This window comes from Parabacteroides sp. PFB2-10, assembly GCF_029893085.1.
In the GTDB taxonomy this organism is placed as follows: domain Bacteria; phylum Bacteroidota; class Bacteroidia; order Bacteroidales; family Tannerellaceae; genus QVMG01.
Genome location: NZ_JARXWI010000006.1, coordinates 207,517 through 230,255, shown reverse-complemented (window position 1 = coordinate 230,255; position 22,739 = coordinate 207,517). Strand labels below are relative to the sequence as shown.

The 22,739-nt window shown below is 45.2% G+C and carries 18 protein-coding genes and 5 tRNA genes; 2 read left to right on the top strand and 21 right to left on the bottom strand.

Annotation, left to right across the window (positions count from 1 at the left end; genetic code table 11):
• Positions 1-251: 251 nt before the first annotated feature.
• From rpoC to rpsU, 17 genes are all read right to left on the bottom strand, one after another.
• Positions 252-4,538 carry a DNA-directed RNA polymerase subunit beta' gene (rpoC, locus tag M2137_RS07655; RefSeq protein WP_280765867.1) on the bottom strand — a complete coding sequence of 1,429 codons (4,287 nt, stop codon included), beginning with the start codon at positions 4,536-4,538 and terminating at the stop codon, positions 252-254.
• A 38-nt stretch (positions 4,539-4,576) separates the two neighbouring features.
• On the bottom strand, positions 4,577-8,389 hold the full coding sequence (rpoB, locus tag M2137_RS07650; protein WP_280765866.1) for a DNA-directed RNA polymerase subunit beta: 3,813 nt from the start codon (positions 8,387-8,389) through the stop codon (positions 4,577-4,579).
• Positions 8,390-8,496: 107 nt separating this feature from the next.
• Positions 8,497-8,871 carry a 50S ribosomal protein L7/L12 gene (gene rplL, locus M2137_RS07645; protein ID WP_280751029.1) on the bottom strand — a complete coding sequence of 125 codons (375 nt, stop codon included), beginning with the start codon at positions 8,869-8,871 and terminating at the stop codon, positions 8,497-8,499.
• Positions 8,872-8,919: 48 nt separating this feature from the next.
• A complete protein-coding gene (gene rplJ, locus M2137_RS07640) occupies positions 8,920-9,450 on the bottom strand; it encodes a 50S ribosomal protein L10 (protein WP_280765865.1) in 531 nt (176 codons plus the stop codon).
• 14 nt (positions 9,451-9,464) lie between these two features.
• Complete coding sequence (gene rplA, locus M2137_RS07635) at positions 9,465-10,163, bottom strand: 50S ribosomal protein L1 (protein ID WP_280765864.1); 699 nt, start codon at positions 10,161-10,163, stop codon at positions 9,465-9,467.
• Between the two features lie 14 nt (positions 10,164-10,177).
• Complete coding sequence (gene rplK, locus M2137_RS07630) at positions 10,178-10,621, bottom strand: 50S ribosomal protein L11 (RefSeq protein ID WP_280765863.1); 444 nt, start codon at positions 10,619-10,621, stop codon at positions 10,178-10,180.
• Positions 10,622-10,692: 71 nt separating this feature from the next.
• Positions 10,693-11,235, bottom strand: a complete 543-nt coding sequence (gene nusG / locus M2137_RS07625; RefSeq protein WP_280765862.1) for a transcription termination/antitermination protein NusG — start codon at positions 11,233-11,235, stop codon at positions 10,693-10,695.
• A 12-nt stretch (positions 11,236-11,247) separates the two neighbouring features.
• Positions 11,248-11,442, bottom strand: a complete 195-nt coding sequence (secE, locus tag M2137_RS07620; RefSeq protein WP_280765861.1) for a preprotein translocase subunit SecE — start codon at positions 11,440-11,442, stop codon at positions 11,248-11,250.
• 21 nt (positions 11,443-11,463) lie between these two features.
• Positions 11,464-11,536, bottom strand: a tRNA-Trp gene (locus M2137_RS07615).
• 43 nt (positions 11,537-11,579) lie between these two features.
• Positions 11,580-12,767 (bottom strand): elongation factor Tu, encoded by a 1,188-nt coding sequence (gene tuf / locus M2137_RS07610; protein WP_280765860.1) that lies wholly within the window; start codon positions 12,765-12,767, stop codon positions 11,580-11,582.
• 57 nt (positions 12,768-12,824) lie between these two features.
• Positions 12,825-12,896 (bottom strand) — tRNA-Thr (locus M2137_RS07605).
• Between the two features lie 7 nt (positions 12,897-12,903).
• Positions 12,904-12,976, bottom strand: a tRNA-Gly gene (locus M2137_RS07600).
• A gap of 73 nt (positions 12,977-13,049) precedes the next feature.
• Positions 13,050-13,132: transfer RNA gene (locus M2137_RS07595), tRNA-Tyr, on the bottom strand.
• A gap of 178 nt (positions 13,133-13,310) precedes the next feature.
• A tRNA-Thr gene (locus tag M2137_RS07590) sits at positions 13,311-13,384 on the bottom strand.
• Positions 13,385-13,485: 101 nt separating this feature from the next.
• Positions 13,486-13,785 (bottom strand): ribosome-associated translation inhibitor RaiA, encoded by a 300-nt coding sequence (gene raiA, locus M2137_RS07585; protein WP_280765859.1) that lies wholly within the window; start codon positions 13,783-13,785, stop codon positions 13,486-13,488.
• Positions 13,775-14,683 (bottom strand): tyrosine recombinase XerC, encoded by a 909-nt coding sequence (locus tag M2137_RS07580; protein ID WP_280765858.1) that lies wholly within the window; start codon positions 14,681-14,683, stop codon positions 13,775-13,777. Before M2137_RS07580 ends, raiA begins: the two co-directional genes overlap by 11 nt.
• Positions 14,684-14,757: 74 nt before the next feature.
• The gene (gene rpsU, locus M2137_RS07575) at positions 14,758-14,949 is read right to left on the bottom strand and encodes a 30S ribosomal protein S21 (protein WP_280765857.1); all 192 of its coding nucleotides are present in this window, start codon (positions 14,947-14,949) and stop codon (positions 14,758-14,760) included.
• 880 nt (positions 14,950-15,829) lie between these two features.
• Between rpsU and M2137_RS07570 the strand changes: the two genes are divergently transcribed.
• A complete protein-coding gene (locus M2137_RS07570) occupies positions 15,830-17,290 on the top strand; it encodes a M20/M25/M40 family metallo-hydrolase (protein WP_280765856.1) in 1,461 nt (486 codons plus the stop codon).
• An 18-nt stretch (positions 17,291-17,308) separates the two neighbouring features.
• Entirely contained in the window at positions 17,309-18,460 is a 1,152-nt protein-coding gene (locus M2137_RS07565) for a BF3164 family lipoprotein (RefSeq protein ID WP_280765855.1), read from the top strand.
• Between the two features lie 63 nt (positions 18,461-18,523).
• On the opposite strand, the gene ilvC is transcribed toward M2137_RS07565, so the two are convergent.
• The 4 genes from ilvC to ilvB all read right to left on the bottom strand — a co-directional run bounded on the left by ilvC (position 18,524) and on the right by ilvB (position 22,735).
• Positions 18,524-19,570 carry a ketol-acid reductoisomerase gene (gene ilvC, locus M2137_RS07560; RefSeq protein WP_280765854.1) on the bottom strand — a complete coding sequence of 349 codons (1,047 nt, stop codon included), beginning with the start codon at positions 19,568-19,570 and terminating at the stop codon, positions 18,524-18,526.
• Positions 19,571-19,668: 98 nt separating this feature from the next.
• Complete coding sequence (locus M2137_RS07555; RefSeq protein WP_280765853.1) at positions 19,669-20,394, bottom strand: acyl-ACP thioesterase domain-containing protein; 726 nt, start codon at positions 20,392-20,394, stop codon at positions 19,669-19,671.
• Positions 20,395-20,456: 62 nt separating this feature from the next.
• Positions 20,457-21,005 (bottom strand): acetolactate synthase small subunit, encoded by a 549-nt coding sequence (gene ilvN / locus M2137_RS07550; RefSeq protein WP_280765852.1) that lies wholly within the window; start codon positions 21,003-21,005, stop codon positions 20,457-20,459.
• Positions 21,006-21,037: 32 nt separating this feature from the next.
• Positions 21,038-22,735, bottom strand: a complete 1,698-nt coding sequence (gene ilvB, locus M2137_RS07545; RefSeq protein WP_280765851.1) for a biosynthetic-type acetolactate synthase large subunit — start codon at positions 22,733-22,735, stop codon at positions 21,038-21,040.
• Positions 22,736-22,739 lie beyond the last annotated feature (4 nt).

Here is a 22,739-nt window from a genome sequence, read left to right as displayed (position 1 = left end):
CGTTAAAAAGTGTTTCTCCCGGGAGTTTGTCTCCGAAGTCCCGCTTTTTTGCGCGCAAAGTCGGGCGGAAATTACAAATCGTAAATTGGGGGTTTTGTCGAAAACTGGTAAATTAACGTTTGTTTACGTTTTCGTAGGTGTCTGAATCAGGATTCACCGGATACGCAAGATATCTCCTCTTTTAAACAAAAAAAGAGCTACCGGAAAAACTTCCGGTAGCTTTTATATAAGATAGGATTCGCTTCGTATGATTAGTCTTCGTCTTCGATTGCGCTGAAGTCTACGACATTTTTGCGGTTGGCAAAGATGCGATCGAATTCGTCTTTGGCTCCGACAACTAATTTGTCGAATTCACGCTGTCCGGTTCCTGCCGGGATCAGGTGACCACAGATTACGTTTTCTTTCAGGCCTTCCAAGCGGTCTACTTTACCGTTGATAGCTGCTTCATTCAATACTTTCGTTGTCTCCTGGAAGGAAGCAGCCGACATAAAGCTGGTGGTTTGCAGTGCGGCACGGGTGATACCCTGCAGGATCTGGTTGGCGGTTGCCGGAACAGCATCGCGCACATCTACCAGTTTCAGGTCACGGCGTTTCAACATACTGTTTTCATCGCGCAGCTTACGGGCGGTAACGATCTGTCCGGCGTGCATGGTCTGTGAATCGCCCGCGTCGAGCACCACTTTCTTGCCCCAGATACGGTCGTTTTCTTCCATAACTTCCAGTTTGTCAACCACCTGTTGTTCGAGGAAGCGGGTATCTCCCGGATCGACAACTTCTACCTTGCGCATCATCTGACGTACAATTACTTCGAAGTGTTTGTCGTTGATCTTCACACCCTGCAGGCGATATACGTCCTGAACTTCGTTCACGATGTATTCCTGAACAGCCGTCGGACCTTTGATTGCCAGAATGTCGGAAGGAGTGATAGCTCCATCGGACAACGGCATACCCGCACGGATATAGTCGTTTTCCTGAACAAGCAACTGCTTAGACAGCGGCACCATGTATTTCTTCACTTCACCCAGCTTAGAGGTTACGGTGATTTCACGATTACCACGTTTGATCTTACCGAATCCAACTTCACCGTCGATTTCAGATACGACAGCCGGGTTAGACGGGTTACGTGCTTCGAACAACTCGGTTACACGCGGAAGACCTCCGGTGATGTCACCAGTCTTACCAACAGCACGAGGTATTTTCACCAATACTTCACCGGCCTTGATCATATCGCCTTCTTCGATGATTACGTGAGATCCCAGCGGCAAAGAATAATTCTTCAGATGGTTGCCGTTTTCGTCCACAATGTGGGCAGCAGGAGCCTTTGTTTTATCTTTCGATTCGATGATGATCTTTTCTTTCAAACCGGTCGTCTCATCGCTTTCCACCTTATAGGTGTTACCCTCAATCACGTTTTCAAATTCTACCTTACCGGAAACTTCCGATACGATAACGGCATTGAACGGGTCCCATTCGATGATTGTGTCGCCCTTCTTTACCTTATCTCCACTCTTGAAGAAGAGTTTAGAACCGTAAGGAATGTTGTGGGTCAACAGGACAATGTTGGTATTCGGATCGACGATACGCATTTCAGCCAGACGGCTAACGACTACCTGATGTTTCTTATTGGTAGCATCTTCTGCGTCAACGGCACGAAGTTCTTCAATTTCAAGGATACCGTCGTATTTGGATACGATACTGTTTTCCGTTGCGATGTTGGAGGCAATACCCCCAACGTGGAACGTACGCAGTGTCAACTGGGTTCCCGGTTCACCGATAGACTGGGCGGCAATAACACCAACCACTTCACCTTTCTGAACCATTTGACCGGTTGCCAGGTTACGTCCGTAACATTTGGCACATACCCCTTTCTTCGATTCACAGGTAAGTACCGAACGGATCTCAACACTCTCGATCGGAGAGTTCTGGATCTTATCGGCCGCATCTTCGCGGATCTCTTCTCCGGCATTGACAATGATCTCGCCAGTCAGCGGATGTTGAATGTCGTGTACAGAGACACGTCCGAGTATACGTTCGTATAAAGAGGCGATCACCTCTTCATTGTTTTTCAGTTCTGTGCAAACCAGGCCACGCAGCGTACCGCAGTCCTCTTCGTTGATGATCACATCGTGTGATACGTCCACCAGACGACGGGTCAGATAACCGGCGTCAGCCGTTTTCAAAGCCGTATCGGCCAACCCTTTACGGGCACCGTGGGTAGAGATAAAGTACTCGAGCACCGACAATCCTTCTTTAAAGTTAGAAAGAATCGGATTCTCAATGATCTGTCCGCCGTCAGAACCACTCTTTTGCGGTTTCGCCATCAATCCACGCATACCGGACAGCTGACGGATCTGTTCTTTCGATCCACGGGCACCGGAGTCCATCATCATGTAAACCGAGTTGAAACCATCGTTGTCGTCGGCCAGCTTCTTAATAAGGATATTAGAGAGCTTGCTGTTAACGTGGGTCCAGGTATCGATGATCTGGTTGTAACGTTCGTTGAAGGTGATGAATCCCATATTGTAGTTGGCCAGGATCTGTGCCACTTCCTCGTCGCCTTCGGCAACCAATGTTTCTTTTTCTTCGGGGATCAATACGTCGGCCAGGTTGAACGACAAACCTCCCTTGAAAGCCATCTGGTAACCCAGGTTCTTGATATCGTCAAGGAACTGAGCCGTACGAGCCACACCACATGTCTTGATCACTTTACCAATGATATCACGCAGTGATTTCTTACCCAGGATCTCGTTGACATAACCTACCTCTTCAGGAACAAACTCATTCACCATCAAGCGTCCTACAGAAGTTTCGATCATTTCGCGAACGGGGTTACCTTCGCTGTCTACGTTCTGTACATATACCTTGATCGGGGCATGGATAGCTACCTTGCCTTCATTGTAAGCAATGGTTGCCTCTTCCGGTCCGTAGAAAGTAAGGCCTTCACCTTTAGCTCCTTTACGCAGTTTGGTGATATAATAGAGTCCCAAAACCATATCCTGAGAAGGTACGGTAATAGGCGCCCCATTGGCCGGGTTAAGGATATTATGCGATGCAAGCATCAGCATTTGCGCTTCCAGAACAGCTTCGTTGCCTAATGGCAAGTGAACAGCCATCTGGTCACCGTCGAAGTCGGCATTGAACGCCGTACACGCCAACGGGTGTAGCTGAATAGCTTTTCCTTCGATCAATTTGGGTTGGAAAGCCTGGATACCCAAACGGTGCAATGTCGGGGCACGGTTCAGAAGCACCGGATGTCCTTTCATTACATATTCCAGAATATCCCATACCACTGGTTCTTTCCGGTCGACGATCTTCTTAGCGGATTTCACCGTTTTCACGATGCCGCGTTCGATCAGTTTACGGATAACGAATGGTTTATAAAGTTCGGCTGCCATGTTTTTAGGCAAACCGCATTCATGCATTTTTAATTCCGGACCTACCACGATTACCGAACGGGCTGAGTAGTCAACACGTTTACCGAGTAGGTTCTGACGGAAACGTCCCTGTTTCCCTTTCAAACTGTCGGAGAGTGATTTCAACGGACGGTTGGCATCTGTTTTCACAGCGCTCGATTTGCGTGAGTTGTCGAACAACGAGTCGACAGCTTCCTGCAACATACGTTTTTCATTACGCAGGATCACTTCCGGCGCTTTGATATCGATCAGTCGTTTCAGACGGTTGTTACGGATAATCACACGACGGTAGAGGTCGTTCAGGTCGGAGGTAGCAAAACGTCCACCATCCAGCGGCACCAACGGACGCAGTTCGGGCGGAATAACCGGTACCACCTTTACAATCATCCATTCCGGTTTGTTCCGGTTGCGTGACGCACGGAATGACTCAACCACCTGAAGACGTTTCAGGGCTTCGTTCTTACGCTGCTGCGAAGAGTCCGTGCTGGCACGGTGACGCAGGTCATAAGAAAGAGCATCCAGATCAAGACGTTGCAACAGGTCGTATACCGCTTCAGCACCGATTTTGGCAATGAACTTATTGGGATCGGTATCGTCGAGCAGTTGGTTTTCTTTTGGCAGACTATCCAGGATATCCAGATATTCTTCTTCCGACAAGAGATCCAATTCGGCTACGGAGTCAACACTTCCCGGCTGGATAACGACATAGCGTTCGTAGTAGATAATAGAATCGAGCTTTTTGGTAGGTACACCTAACAGATAACCGATCTTATTGGGCAGTGAACGGAAATACCAGATGTGTGCCACCGGCACAACCAAATGGATATGTCCCATACGTTCACGACGCACTTTCTTTTCCGTAACTTCCACACCACAACGATCGCAGACAATTCCTTTGTAACGGATACGTTTGTATTTACCACAATGGCATTCGTAGTCCTTGATCGGACCAAAAATGCGCTCGCAGAACAAACCATCACGTTCAGGCTTATAGGTACGATAGTTGATCGTTTCCGGTTTCAATACTTCACCGCTTGAGTTCTCAAGAATCTCTTCCGGGGAAGCTAAACCGATTGTAATCTTTGAAAAGCTACTCTTTATTTTATTTTCTTTTCTAAAAGCCATATTCTTCTAATTGAGAATTGAGAGTTGATAATTGATAATTAGTCCAGCGTAAAACTCAGACCAAGACCACGAAGTTCGTGGAGCAATACGTTCAATGATTCAGGGATGCCCGGCTGTGGCATGGGATCTCCCTTCACAATGGCTTCGTATGCTTTGGAACGGCCGACAACGTCGTCCGACTTAATGGTAAGAATTTCTTGCAGGATATGAGCAGCGCCGAATGCTTCGAGCGCCCAAACTTCCATTTCTCCGAAACGTTGTCCCCCGAATTGAGCTTTACCACCTAATGGCTGCTGAGTAATCAAAGAGTACGGACCGATTGAACGTGCGTGCATCTTGTCATCAACCATGTGACCCAGTTTCAGGAAGTAGGTAACACCTACGGTTGCCGGTTGGTCGAATCGTTCTCCGGTTCCACCATCATACAGATAGGTCTTTCCGTAACGAGGAATACCTGCTTTGTCAGTCCAGTCATTCAAATCGTCTAATGAGGCACCGTCGAAGATCGGCGTAGCGAATTTGGCATCCAGCTTACGTCCGGCCCAACCCAGTACAGCTTCAAAAATCTGTCCGAGGTTCATACGGGAAGGTACACCCAGCGGGTTCAAACAGATATCAACCGGTGTTCCATCTTCGAGGAACGGCATATCTTCCTGGCGAACGATTTTAGAAACAATACCTTTGTTTCCGTGGCGTCCTGCCATTTTATCTCCCACCTGGATCTTACGTTTCTTAGCGATATATACTTTAGCCATCTGAACAATACCTGTCGGAAGCTCATCACCGATCGTAAGGTCGAATTTCTTACGACGCAACTCGGCATCCAACTCTTTGAACTTTTTCAAATAGTTAAGAATAACCTGTTTGATCAGTTCGTTCTTTTGTTCGTCAGCTGTCCATTTGCTTACTTGTACGGCACTGTAGTCAAGGTCTTCCAATACTTTACGGGTGAATTTATTCCCTTTGGTAACAACTTCCACATTCATAAAGTCTTTCACTCCCTGAGAGGTTTTACCATTGGTAAGAACAACTAACTTTTCAACCAATTTGGCTTTCAGTTCAGCCAGTTTGGTATCATACTCTTCATCCAATTTGGGAAGAATCGCTTTGTCTGTCAAACGAGACTTGCGTTTCTTAACCGCTTTTGAGAAGAGAGCTGTATCGATCACCACTCCTCGCAGAGAAGGAGTTGCTTTTAAAGAAGCATCTTTCACATCTCCTGCTTTGTCTCCGAAGATAGCACGAAGCAGTTTTTCTTCCGGAGAAGGATCGGACTCCCCTTTCGGAGTGATCTTACCAATCAGGATATCTCCGGGTTCGATACGCGCTCCGATGCGAACAATACCTCTTTCATCCAGGTCTTTTGTTGCTTCTTCGCTCACATTCGGGATATCGGAAGTCAATTCTTCCATACCGCGTTTGGTTTCACGTACCTCGAGGATGTATTCGTCTACATGCACAGAGGTAAAGAAATCTTCACGTACCATGCGTTCGTTCAATACGATCGCATCCTCATAGTTGTACCCTTTCCAAGGCATGTAAGCCACCATGACATTACGTCCAAGTGCCAATTCGCCGTTTTGAGTAGAATACCCTTCGGTGAGCACATCTCCGGCAACAACCCGTTGACCGACTTTGCAAATAGGATGCAAGTCAACAGTGGTGCTTTGGTTTGTCTTTCTCCACTTAGGAATAATATAAGATTTAACCGCATCGTCGAAGCTCACGAAGTCTTCATCTTCCGTACGATCATATTTAATCTTAATAGTCGTTGCATCTACATAAACCACCTCTCCTTCACGTTCGGCAACGATTTGAGTACGTGAGTCGCGTGCAACTTGTTTCTCAATACCGGTACCAACAATAGGAGCGTCGGCATGCAACAAAGGAACTGCCTGGCGCATCATGTTAGATCCCATCAACGCACGGTTGGCATCGTCATGTTCCAAGAACGGAATCAAAGAGGCGGCAATAGAGGCAATCTGCGTCGGCGAGACGTCCATCAGATCCACTTCTGCCGGTGACACAACCGGGAAGTCAGCTTCCAAACGTGATTTCACCTTGTCGCGGATAAAGCGGCCTTTCGCATCCAGAGGAGCATTCCCTTGGGCAATAGTCAGTTTCTCTTCCTCTTCAGCCGTATAATATTGTAATCCTTCTTCTGAGAAGTCTACCTTTCCATCGGTTACATTACGATAAGGCGTAGATATAAAGCCGAGGTCATTTATCTTGGCATACACACAAAGCGAGGAGATCAAACCGATATTCGGTCCTTCAGGTGTTTCAATCGGACAAAGACGACCATAATGTGTATAGTGTACGTCACGCACCTCGAAACCGGCACGTTCACGGGAAAGACCACCCGGGCCTAATGCCGACAGACGACGTTTGTGAGTGATCTCAGCCAGCGGATTGGTCTGATCCATAAACTGCGACAAGGCGTTTGTTCCGAAGAAAGAGTTGACAACGGAAGAAATTGTCTTCGCATTGATCAAATCGATCGGTGTAAATACCTCATTATCGCGTACGTTCATACGTTCACGAACCGTACGGGACATACGTGCCAATCCGATACCGAATTGATTATATAACTGCTCCCCTACCGTACGCACACGACGGTTACTAAGGTGGTCGATATCATCCACAATCGCTTTTGAATTGATCAATTCAATCAAGTATTTGATGATCTCGATGATATCCTCCTTAGTCAATACCTTTACGTCGTCGCTGGTAGAAAGGCCTAATTTTTTATTGATTCTGTAACGCCCAACTTCTCCCAGGTCATAACGCTTTTCTGAGAAGAAGAGGTTTGTGATTACTTCACGAGCACTGGCGTCATCAGCCGGGTCTGCATTACGCAGCTGTCTGTAAATGTACAGGACGGCTTCTTTTTCCGAGTTACTCGGGTCTTTTTGTAGTGTGTTATATATAATAGCATAGTCGGAGAGATTCTGATCTTCCCGATGCAATAAGATATGTTGAGTTCCCGATTCGAGAATTTCTTCGATGTTATCCTGATCCAGAATAGACTCACGATCGATGATAACATCATTACGTTCAATAGAAACCACCTCACCGGTATCTTCATCCACAAAGTCTTCTACCCAGGTCTTCAGTACACGAGCAGCCAACTTACGTCCGATAAGCTTTTTCAGGTTTGTCTTCGTTACTTTAACCTCTTCCGCCAGATTGAATATTTCGAGAATATCTTTATCGCTTTCAAAGCCGATCGCTCTCAAAAGGGTAGTTACTGGCAATTTCTTTTTACGGTCGATATAGGCATACATGACATTGTTGATGTCTGTAGCAAATTCGATCCAGGATCCTTTAAACGGGATAATACGGGCTGAGTAGAGTTTTGTTCCGTTTGCATGCGTGCTTTGTCCGAAGAATACACCGGGCGAACGGTGCAACTGAGAAACAACGACGCGTTCAGCTCCATTGATAACAAAGGTTCCTCTTTCGGTCATGTATGGGATAGGTCCCAGATATACATCCTGGATAACGGTATCGAAATCTTCGTGATCCGGGTCTGTACAATACAGCTTTAACTTAGCTTTTAAGGGAACACTATAGGTTAATCCTCTCGCAATACACTCTTCGATCGTATAACGGGGCGGATCAATGTAGTAGTCTAAAAACTCTAACACGAAATTATTGCGTGTATCTGCGATCGGGAAATTCTCTGCAAATACTTTATATAATCCCTCCTTCTTACGTTTTTCGGGAGCTGTGTCAAGTTGTAGAAAGTCTTGGAATGACTTCAATTGTACTTCGAGAAAATCCGGATAAGGCAGTGGATTCTTGATCGAAGCGAAGTTAACTCTTTGTTTGTCAGTTGTTGAAGACATCTGTAAGGATTTTATTGAACTTAATGAAAATATAGACGCAAAAAGGTTAAGAGTCTCCTTTTGATCGCAGACTCTTAACCACCTACCTGCTTAACAGGCTATGAATTTTATTTAAGCTCAACTTCTGCTCCTGCTTCTTCTAAGCTCTTCTTTAATCCTTCTGCGTCTGCTTTCGCCATACCTTCTTTGATAGGGCTTGGAGCACCGTCAACTAAGTCTTTTGCTTCTTTCAAGCCAAGACCAGTCAGTTCTTTTACTAATTTTACGATTGCTAATTTGTTAGCACCCGCAGCTTTCAATACTACGTCGAAAGAAGTTTTTTCTTCTTCAGCCGGTGCAGCAGCAGCTGCAGGACCTGCAACAGCAACAGCTGCAGCAGCAGGTTCGATTCCGTACTCTTCTTTCAGGATAGTAGCGAGTTCGCTCACTTCTTTTACAGTCAAGTTTACTAATTGTTCAGCAAAAGCTTTCAAATCTGCCATTTTTGTATAATTTAAATGTTTATTTATCAGTAATAAGTTATATGAAATTTATCTCTCTTCCAGTGTTTTCAAAATACCGGTAAGAGTTTGACCTCCTGATTGCAGAGAAGAAATAACATTCTTCACCGGAGATTCCAACAGAGCGATAACATCTGCAATAAGCTCGTTCTTGCTCTTGATGTTTACCAGGGCATCGAGGTTTTCAGCACCAATATAGAAGCTTTCCTGCACGTATGCGGCTTTCAATTGTGGTTTAGCTACTTCACCTTTTTTTGCACCTTTCGTAAAATCCTTAATCAGTTTGGCCGGGGTATTAGCCTGCTGCGAGAACATAATGGCTGTATTACCCTTCAGTGATTCGTCTAACGGAGAGAAGTCTCCTTCAACGTTTTCCAATGCTTTTTTCAGCAACGTATTCTTAACAACAATCAGTTTGATTTCCTGTTTGAAGCAAGCTTTTCTTAATTGGCTGGTTTTCTCCGCATTCAATGCTTCGATATCAGTCAAATAGAAATGAGGATATTCCTTTACGGTTGCCGTAAGCTTCTCTATAATAGCGTATTTATCTTCCTTTCTCATTGCTCAATTGTTTTTTAGTTCTCTTCAACTGATTTAGGGTCAATTTTAATACCCGGACTCATTGTACTTGAAAGATAAATGCTCTTAACGTATGTACCTTTTGCTGCTACCGGTTTCAGTTTGATCAACGTTGCGATAAACTCTTTGGCATTGTCACGGATCTGATCCGGAGTAAAGGAAACTTTACCCACAGATGTATGTACAATACCTGTTTTGTCTACTTTAAAGTCGATCTTACCTTGTTTAACCTCTCTAACAGCGTTTCCGATCTCATTGGTAACCGTACCGCTCTTGGGGTTAGGCATCAAGCCACGAGGCCCTAACACTCTACCTAAAGCACCGATTTTACCCATGATAGACGGCATGGTAATGATAACATCAATGTCGGTCCAACCGCCTTTGATCTTATCGATATACTCATCCAACCCAACATATTCCGCACCGGCTGCAGTAGCTTCGGCTTCTTTGTCAGGTGTACATAATGCAAGAACTCTGATCTGCTTGCCCGTTCCGTGCGGCAAAGAGACAACGCCTCTCACCATCTGGTTTGCTTTACGGGGGTCAACACCTAAGCGAACGTCCACATCAACTGAGGCATCGAATTTTGTCGTAGTAATTTCTTTTACTAAGGCAGATGCTTCCTTTAATGTATACATTTTCCCAGGTTCAATCTTGCTTAAAGCCAACTTTTGATTTTTTGTAAGTTTACTCATCTCAATTGATTTTTTTAATTATTACCCGGGAATTCTCCTTTTACTGTGATACCCATACTTCTGGCTGTTCCGGCAACCATTCTCATGGCTGACTCAACAGTAAAGCAGTTCAAATCGACCATTTTGTCTTCTGCTATCGTTTTTACCTGTTCCCAGGTAATTTCCGAAATCTTTTTACGATTTGGTTCTGCAGAGCCACTCTTCTGTTTGGACACTTCCAGTAATTGGATTGCCACAGGAGGTGTTTTAACAACAAAGTCGAATGACTTATCGGCATAGTAAGTAATTACCACAGGTAATACTTTTCCAGCCTTGTCCTGAGTCCTGGCATTGAATTGCTTGCAAAACTCCATAATATTAATACCCTTAGAACCTAAAGCCGGTCCTACTGGGGGAGAAGGGTTTGCTGCTCCTCCTTTAATCTGCAATTTGATTTGTCCAGCAACTTCTTTAGCCATTTTTCTTAAATTTAATATATAACATCAATAACTTTAAGAAAGAGGGGGAGTACTTTTGTAACAATAAAGTACTATTCTTTCTCTACTTGTAAATAACCTAACTCAAGCGGGGTCTTACGTCCGAAGATTTTAACCATCACTTTGAGTTTCTTTTTCTCGGCATTGACCTCTTCGATTATGCCACTAAAACCATTGAAAGGACCATAGGTCACTTTCACGGTTTCCCCAACATAGAATTGGATGTCCATCTCTTCCTGTTGTTCCTGCAGTTCATCTACCGTACCTAAGATACGGGCTACTTCAGCAGGGCGCAAAGGAATGGGGTTTTCAGATCCCCCCAAGAAACCAATCACATTCGGGATGTTGCGTAATTGATGAGCGACTTCCCCAACCAAGGCGGCCTCTACCAATACATATCCCGGCAAGTAAGCTCTTTCTTTCATTACTTTCTTGCCGTTACGTACTGTAAAAGTCTTCTCAGTGGGAATAAGAACTTGTGACACATATTCACCCAAGTCCGAATTTTTCATCTCGGATTCCAAGTATTCCCTAACCTTATTCTCTTTGCCACTAATGGCGCGAAGAACATAAAATTTTTTCTGGATATCAGACATACTTAAAACCGATTAAAAGATTCTTTCGTAGACGATACGCATCACGCCTTCAAAAGCCAGGTCAATAACAAAGATAAGTGCTGCAATGATAAGGGAAGCGACTAATACCACTACCGCACTATTGGAGAGCTCTGTTTTTGTTGGCCAAGAAACTTTATAAACAAGTTCGTTATAAGATTCCTTAATATTGTTGATTATCTTTTTCATCGAATCTATAGATTTTTTTTGCACGGAAGGAGAGGCTCGAACTCCCGACACCTGGTTTTGGAGACCAGTGCTCTACCGACTGAGCTACTTCCGTAGATAAGCCAGCCCGAAGGCTGGCTTTATTTTTGAACTAATTATTAGTCTAACAGTTCTGTGATCTGGCCTGCACCTACTGTACGTCCACCTTCACGGATAGCGAAACGCAAACCTTCGCTACAAGCTACCGGGTAGATCAATTCTACAGTGATAGATACGTTATCACCAGGCATTACCATTTCAGTTCCTTCCGGCAAAGTGATTTCACCAGTTACGTCCAATGTACGGATGTAGAACTGAGGACGGTATTTGTTGTGGAACGGCGTGTGACGACCACCTTCTTCTTTCTTCAGGATATATACCTCAGCTCTTACTTTAGAGTGCGGTTTTACCTTGTTCGGGTGGGTGATTACCATACCACGTTTGATTTCGTTTTTGTCGATACCACGCAGCAACAAACCTACGTTGTCACCAGCCTGGCCTTCGTCCAACAGCTTACGGAACATTTCAACACCTGTTACTACAGATTTCATGCCTTCAGCTCCCAGACCGATGATCTGAACTTCTTCACCTACTTTGATGATACCTGTTTCGATACGACCTGTTGCTACTGTACCACGACCTGTGATAGAGAACACGTCTTCAACCGGCATCAAGAAAGGTTTGTCCACTTCACGCGGAGGCAGCGGAATCCAAGTATCGCAAGCTTCCATCAGCTCCATGATTTTTTCTTCCCACTGAGCGTCACCGTTCAATCCACCTAAGGCAGATCCACGGATAACCGGAGTAGCGTCACCGTCGAAGTTATAGAAAGAAAGAAGTTCTCTCATTTCCATTTCTACCAGTTCCAACATCTCTTCGTCGTCAACAGAGTCGCATTTGTTCATAAATACAACCAGTCTCGGAACGTTTACCTGACGAGCTAACAGGATGTGCTCGCGAGTCTGAGGCATAGGACCATCAGTTGCAGCAACTACGATGATTGCACCGTCCATCTGAGCAGCACCCGTAACCATGTTCTTTACATAGTCGGCGTGACCCGGACAGTCAACGTGAGCATAGTGACGATTTGCAGTCTCGTACTCAACGTGTGAAGTGTTGATAGTGATACCTCTTTCCTTTTCTTCCGGAGCGTTGTCGATAGAATCGAATGAACGCAATTCAGAAAGACCTCTCTTTGCCAATACTGTTGTGATAGCAGCTGTCAAAGTAGTTTTACCATGGTCAACGTGACCAATCGTACCGATGTTAACATGCGGTTTCGATCTTTCAAATTTTTCTTTTGCCATAACTTTAATTGTTCTTTATTTGATGAATGATCATGTTTTTTCTATAATCTCTTTTTGAGCCGGTGCCGAGATTTGAACTCGGGACCTCTTCCTTACCAAGGAAGTGCTCTACCACTGAGCTACACAGGCAATTTAGAGCGGAAGACGGGGCTCAAACCCGCGACCCTCAGCTTGGAAGGCTAATGCTCTATCAACTGAGCTACTTCCGCAAAGTAACAATTGATAATCAAAAATTAATAATGAATTATCCATTATCAATTGTTAATTATCCATTTGTTTACGTGGGCAGTGATGGATTCGAACCACCGAAGTCGAAAGACAGCTGAGTTACAGTCAGCCCCATTTGGCCACTCTGGTAACTGCCCTTTTTCTAATTGATCATTAACGATCGATAATTAATCGTTGTTTATATCAGTATTTCAAGAAAAACGTTGACCTCTGTCAACATTTATATGCTTTACCTTGTTTTCTATGCAAGTGGAGAGCTTCTAATTATCAATTATCAATTCTCCATTATCAATTAGCAAACCTTGTTTGCCTTCGAGCCTCTTGTCGGATTCGAACCAACGACCCCGAGATTACAAATCACGTGCTCTGGCCAACTGAGCTAAAGAGGCGATACCGCTCTCCCCAAAAGAGAAGCCGCTTCGTCATTGGGGCGAAACGGCTGCAAATTTAGCTATTATTTCTTTAATACCAAACTTCTATTTGTTTTTTTTTATTTGGCCCGGATTTTTTCTTTTATTTTAGCTAATTGCTTTTCCAGCGCTACAATGCATTCGTCGACAGCCTCTTCAAACGAGTCCGCTGTTTTCTCGGCAAAGCAGTCTCCATGTTTGATCTTAAGCAATATACCGGCCTGTTTGTTGTTGGCTGTTTCCGGTTTAATGACTTTCAGATTAACCTCTGCCGATGGTATGTCATCGTAGAACTTCTGTAACTTAGATACTTTTTTCTGGATAAATGCTTCCAGTTGTTCTGAAGCATCGAAATGAATCGCTTGAATTCTAATTTCCATAAGAACCTCCTTCTTTTTTTGCTCTTGGGTGAGCATGATACACTTTTTTTAATTCCTCAAAGGTAGTATGCGTATAAACACTGGTAGAGGCTAAACTGCTGTGACCAAGTATCTCTTTGACGGCATTTAGCTCTGCTCCATTATTTAACATGCTTGTCGCAAACGAATGACGCAATACGTGCGGGCTGCATTTGCCCAACGCCGGGATCTGCTTCAGATTCCTCTTTACTATATTATATATAGTGGAAGTACTTGCCGGCTCTCCATTCTTTTTTACAAAAAGCGACGGAGAAGCAATGCCGATCTCTCTATTGCGTAATGCGATATATGTCTGTAATAAGCTTTTCAAACCTTCGGCAAAAGGGATAAGTCTTTCCTTATTTCGTTTACCTTTTACCTTCACCAACATAGCACCAAAATCAATGTCGCTGTCTTTCAGGTAGGTCAATTCCGACAGGCGAACACCTGTATCGTAGAATAATTCAAGGATCAACCGATCTCTTACTCCTTCAAAGTCCTCATCGAAATGATCGCTGTCGAGCAACAATTCCATCTCTTTTTCTTTTACGAAATACGGAAGCCCTTTTTTTGTTTTCGGACCGTTTAATAAGCGTAGCGGATTACTTGACAGGACGTTTTGCTTGATGAGGTATTTGAAAAAGGATTTCAAAGAACTTAACTTCCTATTGACGGTAGTAGGTGAAAAGCCGGAGTCCAATAGGTAAACGATCCAGTTTCGCACCAAATCCTTGTCAATGGTAGAAGGAGAAAAAACACCTTCCTGATGAATTTCCGCGTATTCTCTGAATTGACTCAGGTCTTTCCTGTATGCCAAAAGTGTGTGTTCGGAATAGCTCCGTTCATACTGGAGATAGTCAAGAAAATCATCAATAAACATATATTCGTTGCATCCTTTAATATGCAACGAATATACCAATAAGATTTATATTAAGCAAGTTTTGGTGAAGAATTTTAGTCTTCCATCTGCTGCAACTTCTGAACGTAAGCAGCACGTGCGTTCTGCTTTCTCTTTGTTACAGAGGGCTTAATAAAGGCCTGGCGACTTCTCAGTTCTTTTACGATACCAGTCTTTTCGAACTTTCTTTTAAACTTCTTAAGCGCTTTTTCGATGTTTTCGCCTTCTTTTAATGGTACTACAATCATAATGAAATTTGTATGTTATTTTAATAATGAGTTACGTCCATAAAACGGGCAGCAAAATTACGCATTGTTTTTAATCTTACCAAACTTTTGTTCACTATTTTACGGCCAATCCTATTTAGATGCGTGATCTTGCAATTTGTTTTCAAGTCTGAAGGCCGTAGCGCGACGCCTGCAAAGATTGTATCCCTTGGGAATGCCTACGGAGAGTGTCGAATAGGGTAAAATGTGAAGGAGGAAGGAAATAGGAGAAAGGGATATTCAAATTATGTAATATGTGAAGATTATAGGAATCACTATCCAAAGCTCCCCTTCTTAGAAAAGAAGGGGGGGGACCATCGCTTGCGATGGTGGGGTAGTTTGCTGTATTTAAAATCACACATTTGTTCTGTTTTGTGTATTTGTGACTATCAAAGAAATAGGAAAAACATTTATAAAGAATTCAAATTACCCCACCGCTGCAAGCAGCGGTCCCCCCCTTCTTTTCTAAGAAGGGGAGCTTTTAGATACTGATCTGATATACCTTGTATCTTCAATTTCTTTCCGATCTGAAGATCTCACCACCTATTTTCACACTCCTAACTCTCGAAATGTTAAAATACGGACTGTAAGCAAAACGCCCTTTTTACTTACAATCCCATACGTTAAAAAGTGTTTCTCCCGGGAGTTTGTCTCCGAAGTCCCGTTTTTTTGCGCGCAAAGTCCCGCTGAAATTACAAATCGTAAATTGGGGGTTTTGGCGGAAATAGCCAGTTTAACATTTATTCACACCTCCATTAAATATCCGAATCATATCCAAAAAATCCGCCGATTTGCTGGGTAAACATTATGCGTTGTGCGAATTTCTCCATAATATTGTAGGGTGATCAAGTAAACCAACAAAATGATGCGTAAAACAAACTATTCTCCGATTATTTTTTTGTTCTTTTTTCTATTTTCCTTGCTTTTCTCCATACAAGGACAAACCCTGTCGAAAAAGATCGATCGTAAGGATCTGAAGCAATATGTTTCCAAACTGGCATCGCCTGCTTTGGAAGGGCGGCGAACCGGGTCGGAAGGGAAAAGACTTGCCGCTGAATATATAGCTGAACAGTTCAGGCGCTTAGGGCTAGAGACCCGTTTGGAGGAGTTTTCCCTGACGGAGAGTTACCGGGGCGAGACCTATCTGGAAACGGCGTCCGGAAAACGCTTCAAAGACTATGAAGAGATTATGTTTCAAGGGACAAACTATTATAATGAAGAGGTGGAAAAGGAGGTCGTTTTCGGAGGATATGGCAGACCGGAAGAGCTGGAATCCATTGATCTGAAAGGGCGTATAGTTCTGATCTTTTCCGTTGATCATAAAACCGGTGTAGAAGCATATTCTTTATTGCGGAAGACAGAGGCGGAAGGGCTTATCGTTGTGCCGGTCGATCGCCCGGCACGTTTTGATGCGGAGAGGGACAGAATGAAAGAGTATACGTTGCGCCACCGCTTTTTTATGCCGAATGATCCGAATGCATTTGTTCAACCCATCGCGTTAGATACGATGCGGTTCCTGAATAGCTACGTGCTTCGGGTGGCTGTAGTAAAAGAGCTGATGGGTATGCCGGAGAACAAGTTGGAGCAGTATATCAAAACGAATAAGATAACGGATGTTCCGGTTGTTCCGGTGAAAATCAAGTTCGAAAGAGCGCAAAAGGAGGTCACAACAGCGAATGTGGTCGGTCTGCTTCCCGGAAAGAGCGAAGAAACGATTGTTGTTTCCGCCCATTACGATCACTTGGGAAAGAAAGAGGCGCATTATTATCCGGGAGCGGACGATAATGCCTCCGGTGTGGCCGGTATGTTGGAACTGGCCGAGGCCTTTGCCGGAAGGAAGGATTTGCCCTATACGCTTTTATTTCTGGCGTTTGCCGCGGAAGAAGAAGGGTTGGTTGGTTCCAAATGGCATGTCAATCATCCGGATTTCAAGGCAGAAAATGTGTTCTGCAATCTGAATATGGATATGATCTCCCGGGTTGATGCCGAGCATGAGACGGCAGAGAATTATATCTATTGCCTGGGATCGGATCGTTTTCCGCAATTGCATGATGTATTGTTGAAGGCCGATAGTCTTTACGACGACTGCTTTATCGACTATTCATTGAACCAAACAGGAGGCATGTTTTCATTGTATAGTATGACTGATAGTTATAATTTTGTACAGAAAGGCGTTCCGGCATTATTCTTTACTTCGGGATTGCATCCGGATTATCATAAAACGACCGATACGGCAGATAAGATAAACTACCGCCTATTAGAAAGTCGGGTGCGCCAGATCGGGTTGGTACTTGAGTTGCTTCAACAAATACAGGAAAATTAAAAAAAATAAAGAAGAAATATGAAACGGATCTATGTAGTGGCTGTTCTTTATTTGGTCGTTCTGTCGGCAGGTTGCACGTCGAACAAGAATAAAACAACAGGCAGCAAATCGGCGGAAACCGTTGTGGAGACGCAAGAGCCCGTAGTGGAAAAGGCTACATGGCAGTCGCTGGAAGAGGGGATGGTTACGGTCGACGAGAAAGATTTTGGGGCGGTCATTGAACTGACCGGCTCGCAATTGGTGTTGGATACGGAACCCTTCAAGGTATCCGAACCGGAGATGCTGGTCAAAGACGATTACTTCCTGATGCAGAATTTGAATGTGAGTGGAGAGAATCCGGGCATGTATATGCTTTTCCGTTTGCCTGATTTTCAGTATATCACGAGCTTCGGCATACGGGGAAACGGGCCGAATGAGTTTCTGTATCCGCACATATTCCCGACAGGAAAAGAGGATGCCTTGTCGTACGTGTATGAATCATCGCGGAAAGAACTTTACGAAGCCAATTTTGCCGGAGAGCTGACATCTGTGGGTGTGGAGTTCGAGAAGGTGCCGAAAGCGGTTCGTAGCGATATTTATGGGTTTGCCACCGACGACGACACCTATTATTACACCGAGATTGTGCCGCGCGGAAGAGCCTTCTTTCGGGCTAAGATGGTGGGCGACTCGTTGCAGACGGAGCAGTTGTATAATATCTCCTTTAGTGAAAAACATAAGAGCTGGTCGGCTTATATTGGCGATTTCTTAGCACATCCCGAAGGCAAGCGCTTGGTGTATGCCTATAAGTATTTCAAACGTATTCTTTTCTATGATACGGAAACGGGGGTGACCAAAGCGGTTGATTTCAACAAAGAGGGAGTGGTTGCGGCTAATGATATTGTGACTTTAGGTCCCGACAATGTGACCTTCTACTGGGGCGCCTCTTGTTCGGCAGATTATATTTACCTAACCTATAGCGGACGGACGCCTATTCAGGTGACCAAAGAGAATAGTGAGGGGGATGGATATATCTTTGTAGAGCAATTCGACTGGCATGGAAACCCCGTTCGGAAATACAAACTGGATCATTGGGGGCCGACTGTTGTCGACGAAAAGAATCAACGGATCTATCAATTGTCTTATCTGTATGATGATCCGCTGTTTGTATACAAATTGACAATTGATAATTGATAAAAAAGAAATGGGTAATTGACACACTATCAATTACCCATTATCAATTATCCATTTGTCTTCTTAGTTGTTCTCCGGACGCAATTTGCGCACCACCGCGCCTGCCTGCCACATTTCGCTTTCGCGCAGAGCCTTCAGTTCTCTTTCCAATCCTTCGCGGTAGTCGGGCTTGCTGTTGGTGTCGATGGAGCGTTGTGCTTCATTGCCGTTGGCTACTTCAGCGTACAGCTTTTCGAAAACCGGTTTAGAGGCATCGTGGAACGGTCCCATCCAGTCTAACGCGCCGCGCTGAGCGGTGGTAGAGCAGTTGGCATACATCCAGTCCATACCGTTTTCCGCAAAGAGAGGCATCAACGACTGGGTCAGTTCTTCCACGGTTTCGTTGAATGCTTCGGAAGGTGTGTGTCCGTTGGCGCGCAATACCTCGTATTGTGCCAATAGAATACCCTGGATAGCGCCCATCAGGGTGCCACGTTCGCCGGTCAGGTCTGAATACACCTCTTTCTGGAAGGTAGTTTCAAACAGATAACCCGAACCTACACCGATACCCAATGCTACTACGCGATCCCAAGCTTTGCCGGTCGCGTCCTGGAAAATAGCGTAGCTGGAGTTCAAACCACGTCCTTCGAGGAACATACGACGAAGCGAAGTACCCGAACCTTTCGGTGCAACTAAGATCACATCCACATCTGCCGGAGGGATGATGTGGGTACGTTCTTTGTAGGTGATACCGAATCCGTGCGAGAAATAAAGTGCTTTCCCGGGGGTTAGGTATGGCTTGATGCGTGGCCATACTTCGATCTGTGCCGCGTCAGACAACAGGTATTGTATGATGGTTGCGCGTTCGCATGCCTCTTCTATTTCAAACAGGGTTTCACCCGGCACCCAACCGTCGGCTACTGCCTTGTCCCATGTTTTACCTCCTTTACGCTGACCAATGATCACGTTGAATCCGTTGTCGCGCAGGTTCAGGCTCTGGCCAGGGCCTTGCACGCCATAACCAATGATGGCGATGGTCTCGTCTTTTAATACTTCTCTTGCCTTTTCCAACGGAAACTCTTCGCGGGTTACTACGTTCTCCTGAACCCCGCCAAAATTCATAATTGCCATTTTGTGAATTGTTAATTATTAATTGTTAATTGTAAATTATAATCTCTTTGCTTTCTTACCCCCCTCCCTTGTGGGGAGGGGGCAGGGGGAGAGGTGTATTACTCCCATATTGCCGCTGCCCGGCAAATGGCTTTGCCTTCATGACAGATAGCCATGTCGTATTTGTCGTTTTCCGGTTCCCCTTTGTGTAGGGTGAGTGGCATGCCGTACTTACCTTCCGCTTGGTAAGCAATCTCAAAACGGCGGATCTCATGCTCGCGGAAAAGCGCCAGATCGAACAGATCCAATAGGTGCTCCATGTATTTGATGCTGTTGAGGTGGCCGTTGATATCGATATCGCTATACTTGACCTCGTAAGGAATGCCTTCCGTTTTCCCCTCTACGGGAGCAATCTTGCCCGGTTTTTCAATAGGACAGGGGCGATCTGTAATATATACTCCCAGCGCCTCTATATCCAACAGGGTCGGACGACGTGTCTCCATGTCGATAGCCGCCCAGATAGAGCGGGCATAACCGATCGATTTCCCCGCTTCGTTTTGTAGTTCGAAGCAGCGGCTGGTGAACAGTTTGCCTACTTCGTCGATCCAGGTGTATAGGGTGATCTTTTCGGATCGTTCGGGATACTCCATAATCTCGATAGCCAGGCGCGATAATACCCAGGCGGTATTTTTCTCATTCATATCACCATAACCGAACCCACGGGTAGAAGCGTGATTGGATGCAGCATGGATCAGGTAGTTCCCGATCATCGGAATCGTTACCCTCCCTCTGAAATCCAACAGATATTCTTCTGTTACAAAATGAAATTCACCTACTTTGTTCATTGTCTTCGAATTATGAATTGTGAATTATGAATTATGATATCGTCTCAATCATAATTCATCATTCAACATTCATCATTAACTTTCTGTTCCATCGTGGCCAGCATATCGCTTAACCGCTCTACTTTGCTTTTTGTGATGGCAATACGACCGGAGCGGATAAACTGCAGGACACCAATCGTCTCGCTTAGTTCCTTGAAGAGAGCCTGCGTCTCCGCGTAATGGCCGCTCTTTTCCAATACGACAATGTCTTCATCGATTTCCAGTACCCGCGCATTGTATTTGCGGATAAGGGCTTCCACGCCGGGCATCTTGATAAACAAATCTGTACTCAGTTTGTAAAGAGCGATCTCCTGATGCACCAGATCTTCATCCGTATTGTAATAGGCTTTCAGGATATCCACCCGTTTATCGATCTGCTTTACAACTTTGTCCATCATGTCTTCGGTTGCAAAAGTAGTAATTGTAAACTTATGAACCCCTTTTATAGCCGAAGGAGATACGGATAAAGTCTCAATATTCAGTTGACGACGAGTAAATATGATGGTGATCTGGTTCAATAATCCCACTGTATTTTCCGAGAAAATAATCACCGTATATAATTTCTTTTCCATCTTGCTGTGCGTTAATTGTCCGTTCCTGTTTGTTATTCTCCCAAAAGAATCTGGGTTATACTGGCACCGGCGGGTACCATCGGGTAGACCATACCATGCGATTCTACGTTGGCTACCAATAGATAGGCGCCGTCATGATCGAGCATCTCTGCGATCGCCCCATCCAATTCTTCCCGTTTCTCCACCAACCGGCTGCCTATTCCGTAGGCTTTTGCGATGGCCACAAAATCGGGGTTGACCATCACTGTACCCGAATACCTCTCTTTGAAGAAGAGTTCCTGCCACTGGCGTACCATGCCGAGGAAGTTATTGTTGAGTACCACCATTTTGATATTTAGGTTTTCCTGCATGATAGTACCCAGTTCCTGGATAGTCATTTGCAGTCCACCGTCGCCCATAAAGAGGCAAACCGTGCGGTCGGGCGCACCCATCTTCGCGCCGATGGCTGCCGGAAGCCCGAAGCCCATTGTGCCTAAGCCACCTGAGGTGACTACACTTCGCGTTTCGTTGTATTTGAAATAGCGCACGCCCATCATTTGATTCTGCCCGACATCGGTCACGAGTACCGCGTTATGGCCAGTGGCTTCCGATATGCGACGGATCACTTCGCCCATTTTCAGGTAGCCTTCCGTTGGATGAATCTCCTTTTGAATAACCTTCTGATCCTCTTCTTCTTCCGCTTGTCGGAACGAAGCGATCCATTCCGTATGGGTGGTCGTATCAAGCAGTTCGGTTATGGCGGCAAGCGTCTCTTTGGCATCGCCACAAACCGGCACATCAACGGCTACATTTTTCCCGATCTCACTGTTGTCGATATCGAAATGGATCACCTTTGCCTGCTTGGCATAGGTCTGCAGATTGCCTGTTACCCGGTCGTCGAAACGCATACCGATGGCGATCAACACATCACATTCCATTGTTTTCAGGTTAGGACCCACATTACCATGCATACCTAACATCCCTTTATTCAACGGATGATCGCTTGGCAAAGCGGAAAGACCCAATACAGTTAAGCCGGCAGGAATATTCGCTTTCTCCAGCATGGCTTTCAATGCCTCTTCCGCATGTCCCAGGATTACCCCCTGCCCTACCAACGCAAATGGCTTCTTGGCATTGTTTATCAGCTCGGCAGCCGCCTGGATCTGTGTAAAATCAATATCCGGATAGGGCTGGTAACTGCGTATCGTATTCACCTTTTCGTAGGCATAGTCGATCAGTCCTACCTGCGCATCTTTCGCCAGGTCGATCACAACCGGCCCCGGACGCCCGGTAGAAGCGATATAGAATGCTCGTGAGATAGCCCAGGCAATCTCTTCCGGTTTGCGCACCTGGTAGGCCCATTTGGTGATAGGTTGCGTAATGCCGATCACATCGATCTCCTGAAAAGCATCGGTTCCCAACAGAGGCGAAGGCACCTGCCCGGTGATAACAACAATAGGTGTGCTATCCATCATCGCGTCAGCAATGCCGGTGATGGTGTTAGTAGCTCCAGGTCCGGAGGTAACAAGCGTCACCCCTACCTTGCCCGACACGCGGGCATAGCCCTGTGCCGCATGGGTCGCCCCCTGTTCGTGACGCACCAATACAAGCTTTAACTGGTCTTCATAATCATACAGACTATCAAAAATTGGAATAGCCTGCCCACCCGGATAACCGAATATCGTATCTACTCCCTCTGCTATCAGGGTCTTCAATAAAGCTTCCGACCCGGTTATTTTTTGTGAACTCATATTG

Bases quoted from the DNA above. Each gene is read 5' to 3' on its own strand.
- rpoC (WP_280765867.1), bottom strand. From the start codon at position 4,538: ATGGCTTTTAGAAAAGAAAATAAAATAAAGAGTAGCTTTTCAAAGATT.
- rpoB (WP_280765866.1), bottom strand. From the start codon at position 8,389: ATGTCTTCAACAACTGACAAACAAAGAGTTAACTTCGCTTCGATCAAG.
- rplL (WP_280751029.1), bottom strand. From the start codon at position 8,871: ATGGCAGATTTGAAAGCTTTTGCTGAACAATTAGTAAACTTGACTGTA.
- rplJ (WP_280765865.1), bottom strand. From the start codon at position 9,450: ATGAGAAAGGAAGATAAATACGCTATTATAGAGAAGCTTACGGCAACC.
- rplA (WP_280765864.1), bottom strand. From the start codon at position 10,163: ATGAGTAAACTTACAAAAAATCAAAAGTTGGCTTTAAGCAAGATTGAA.
- rplK (WP_280765863.1), bottom strand. From the start codon at position 10,621: ATGGCTAAAGAAGTTGCTGGACAAATCAAATTGCAGATTAAAGGAGGA.
- nusG (WP_280765862.1), bottom strand. From the start codon at position 11,235: ATGTCTGATATCCAGAAAAAATTTTATGTTCTTCGCGCCATTAGTGGC.
- secE (WP_280765861.1), bottom strand. From the start codon at position 11,442: ATGAAAAAGATAATCAACAATATTAAGGAATCTTATAACGAACTTGTT.
- tuf (WP_280765860.1), bottom strand. From the start codon at position 12,767: ATGGCAAAAGAAAAATTTGAAAGATCGAAACCGCATGTTAACATCGGT.
- raiA (WP_280765859.1), bottom strand. From the start codon at position 13,785: ATGGAAATTAGAATTCAAGCGATTCATTTCGATGCTTCAGAACAACTG.
- M2137_RS07580 (WP_280765858.1), bottom strand. From the start codon at position 14,683: ATGTTTATTGATGATTTTCTTGACTATCTCCAGTATGAACGGAGCTAT.
- rpsU (WP_280765857.1), bottom strand. From the start codon at position 14,949: ATGATTGTAGTACCATTAAAAGAAGGCGAAAACATCGAAAAAGCGCTT.
- M2137_RS07570 (WP_280765856.1), top strand. From the start codon at position 15,830: ATGATGCGTAAAACAAACTATTCTCCGATTATTTTTTTGTTCTTTTTT.
- M2137_RS07565 (WP_280765855.1), top strand. From the start codon at position 17,309: ATGAAACGGATCTATGTAGTGGCTGTTCTTTATTTGGTCGTTCTGTCG.
- ilvC (WP_280765854.1), bottom strand. From the start codon at position 19,570: ATGGCAATTATGAATTTTGGCGGGGTTCAGGAGAACGTAGTAACCCGC.
- M2137_RS07555 (WP_280765853.1), bottom strand. From the start codon at position 20,394: ATGAACAAAGTAGGTGAATTTCATTTTGTAACAGAAGAATATCTGTTG.
- ilvN (WP_280765852.1), bottom strand. From the start codon at position 21,005: ATGGAAAAGAAATTATATACGGTGATTATTTTCTCGGAAAATACAGTG.
- ilvB (WP_280765851.1), bottom strand. From the start codon at position 22,735: ATGAGTTCACAAAAAATAACCGGGTCGGAAGCTTTATTGAAGACCCTG.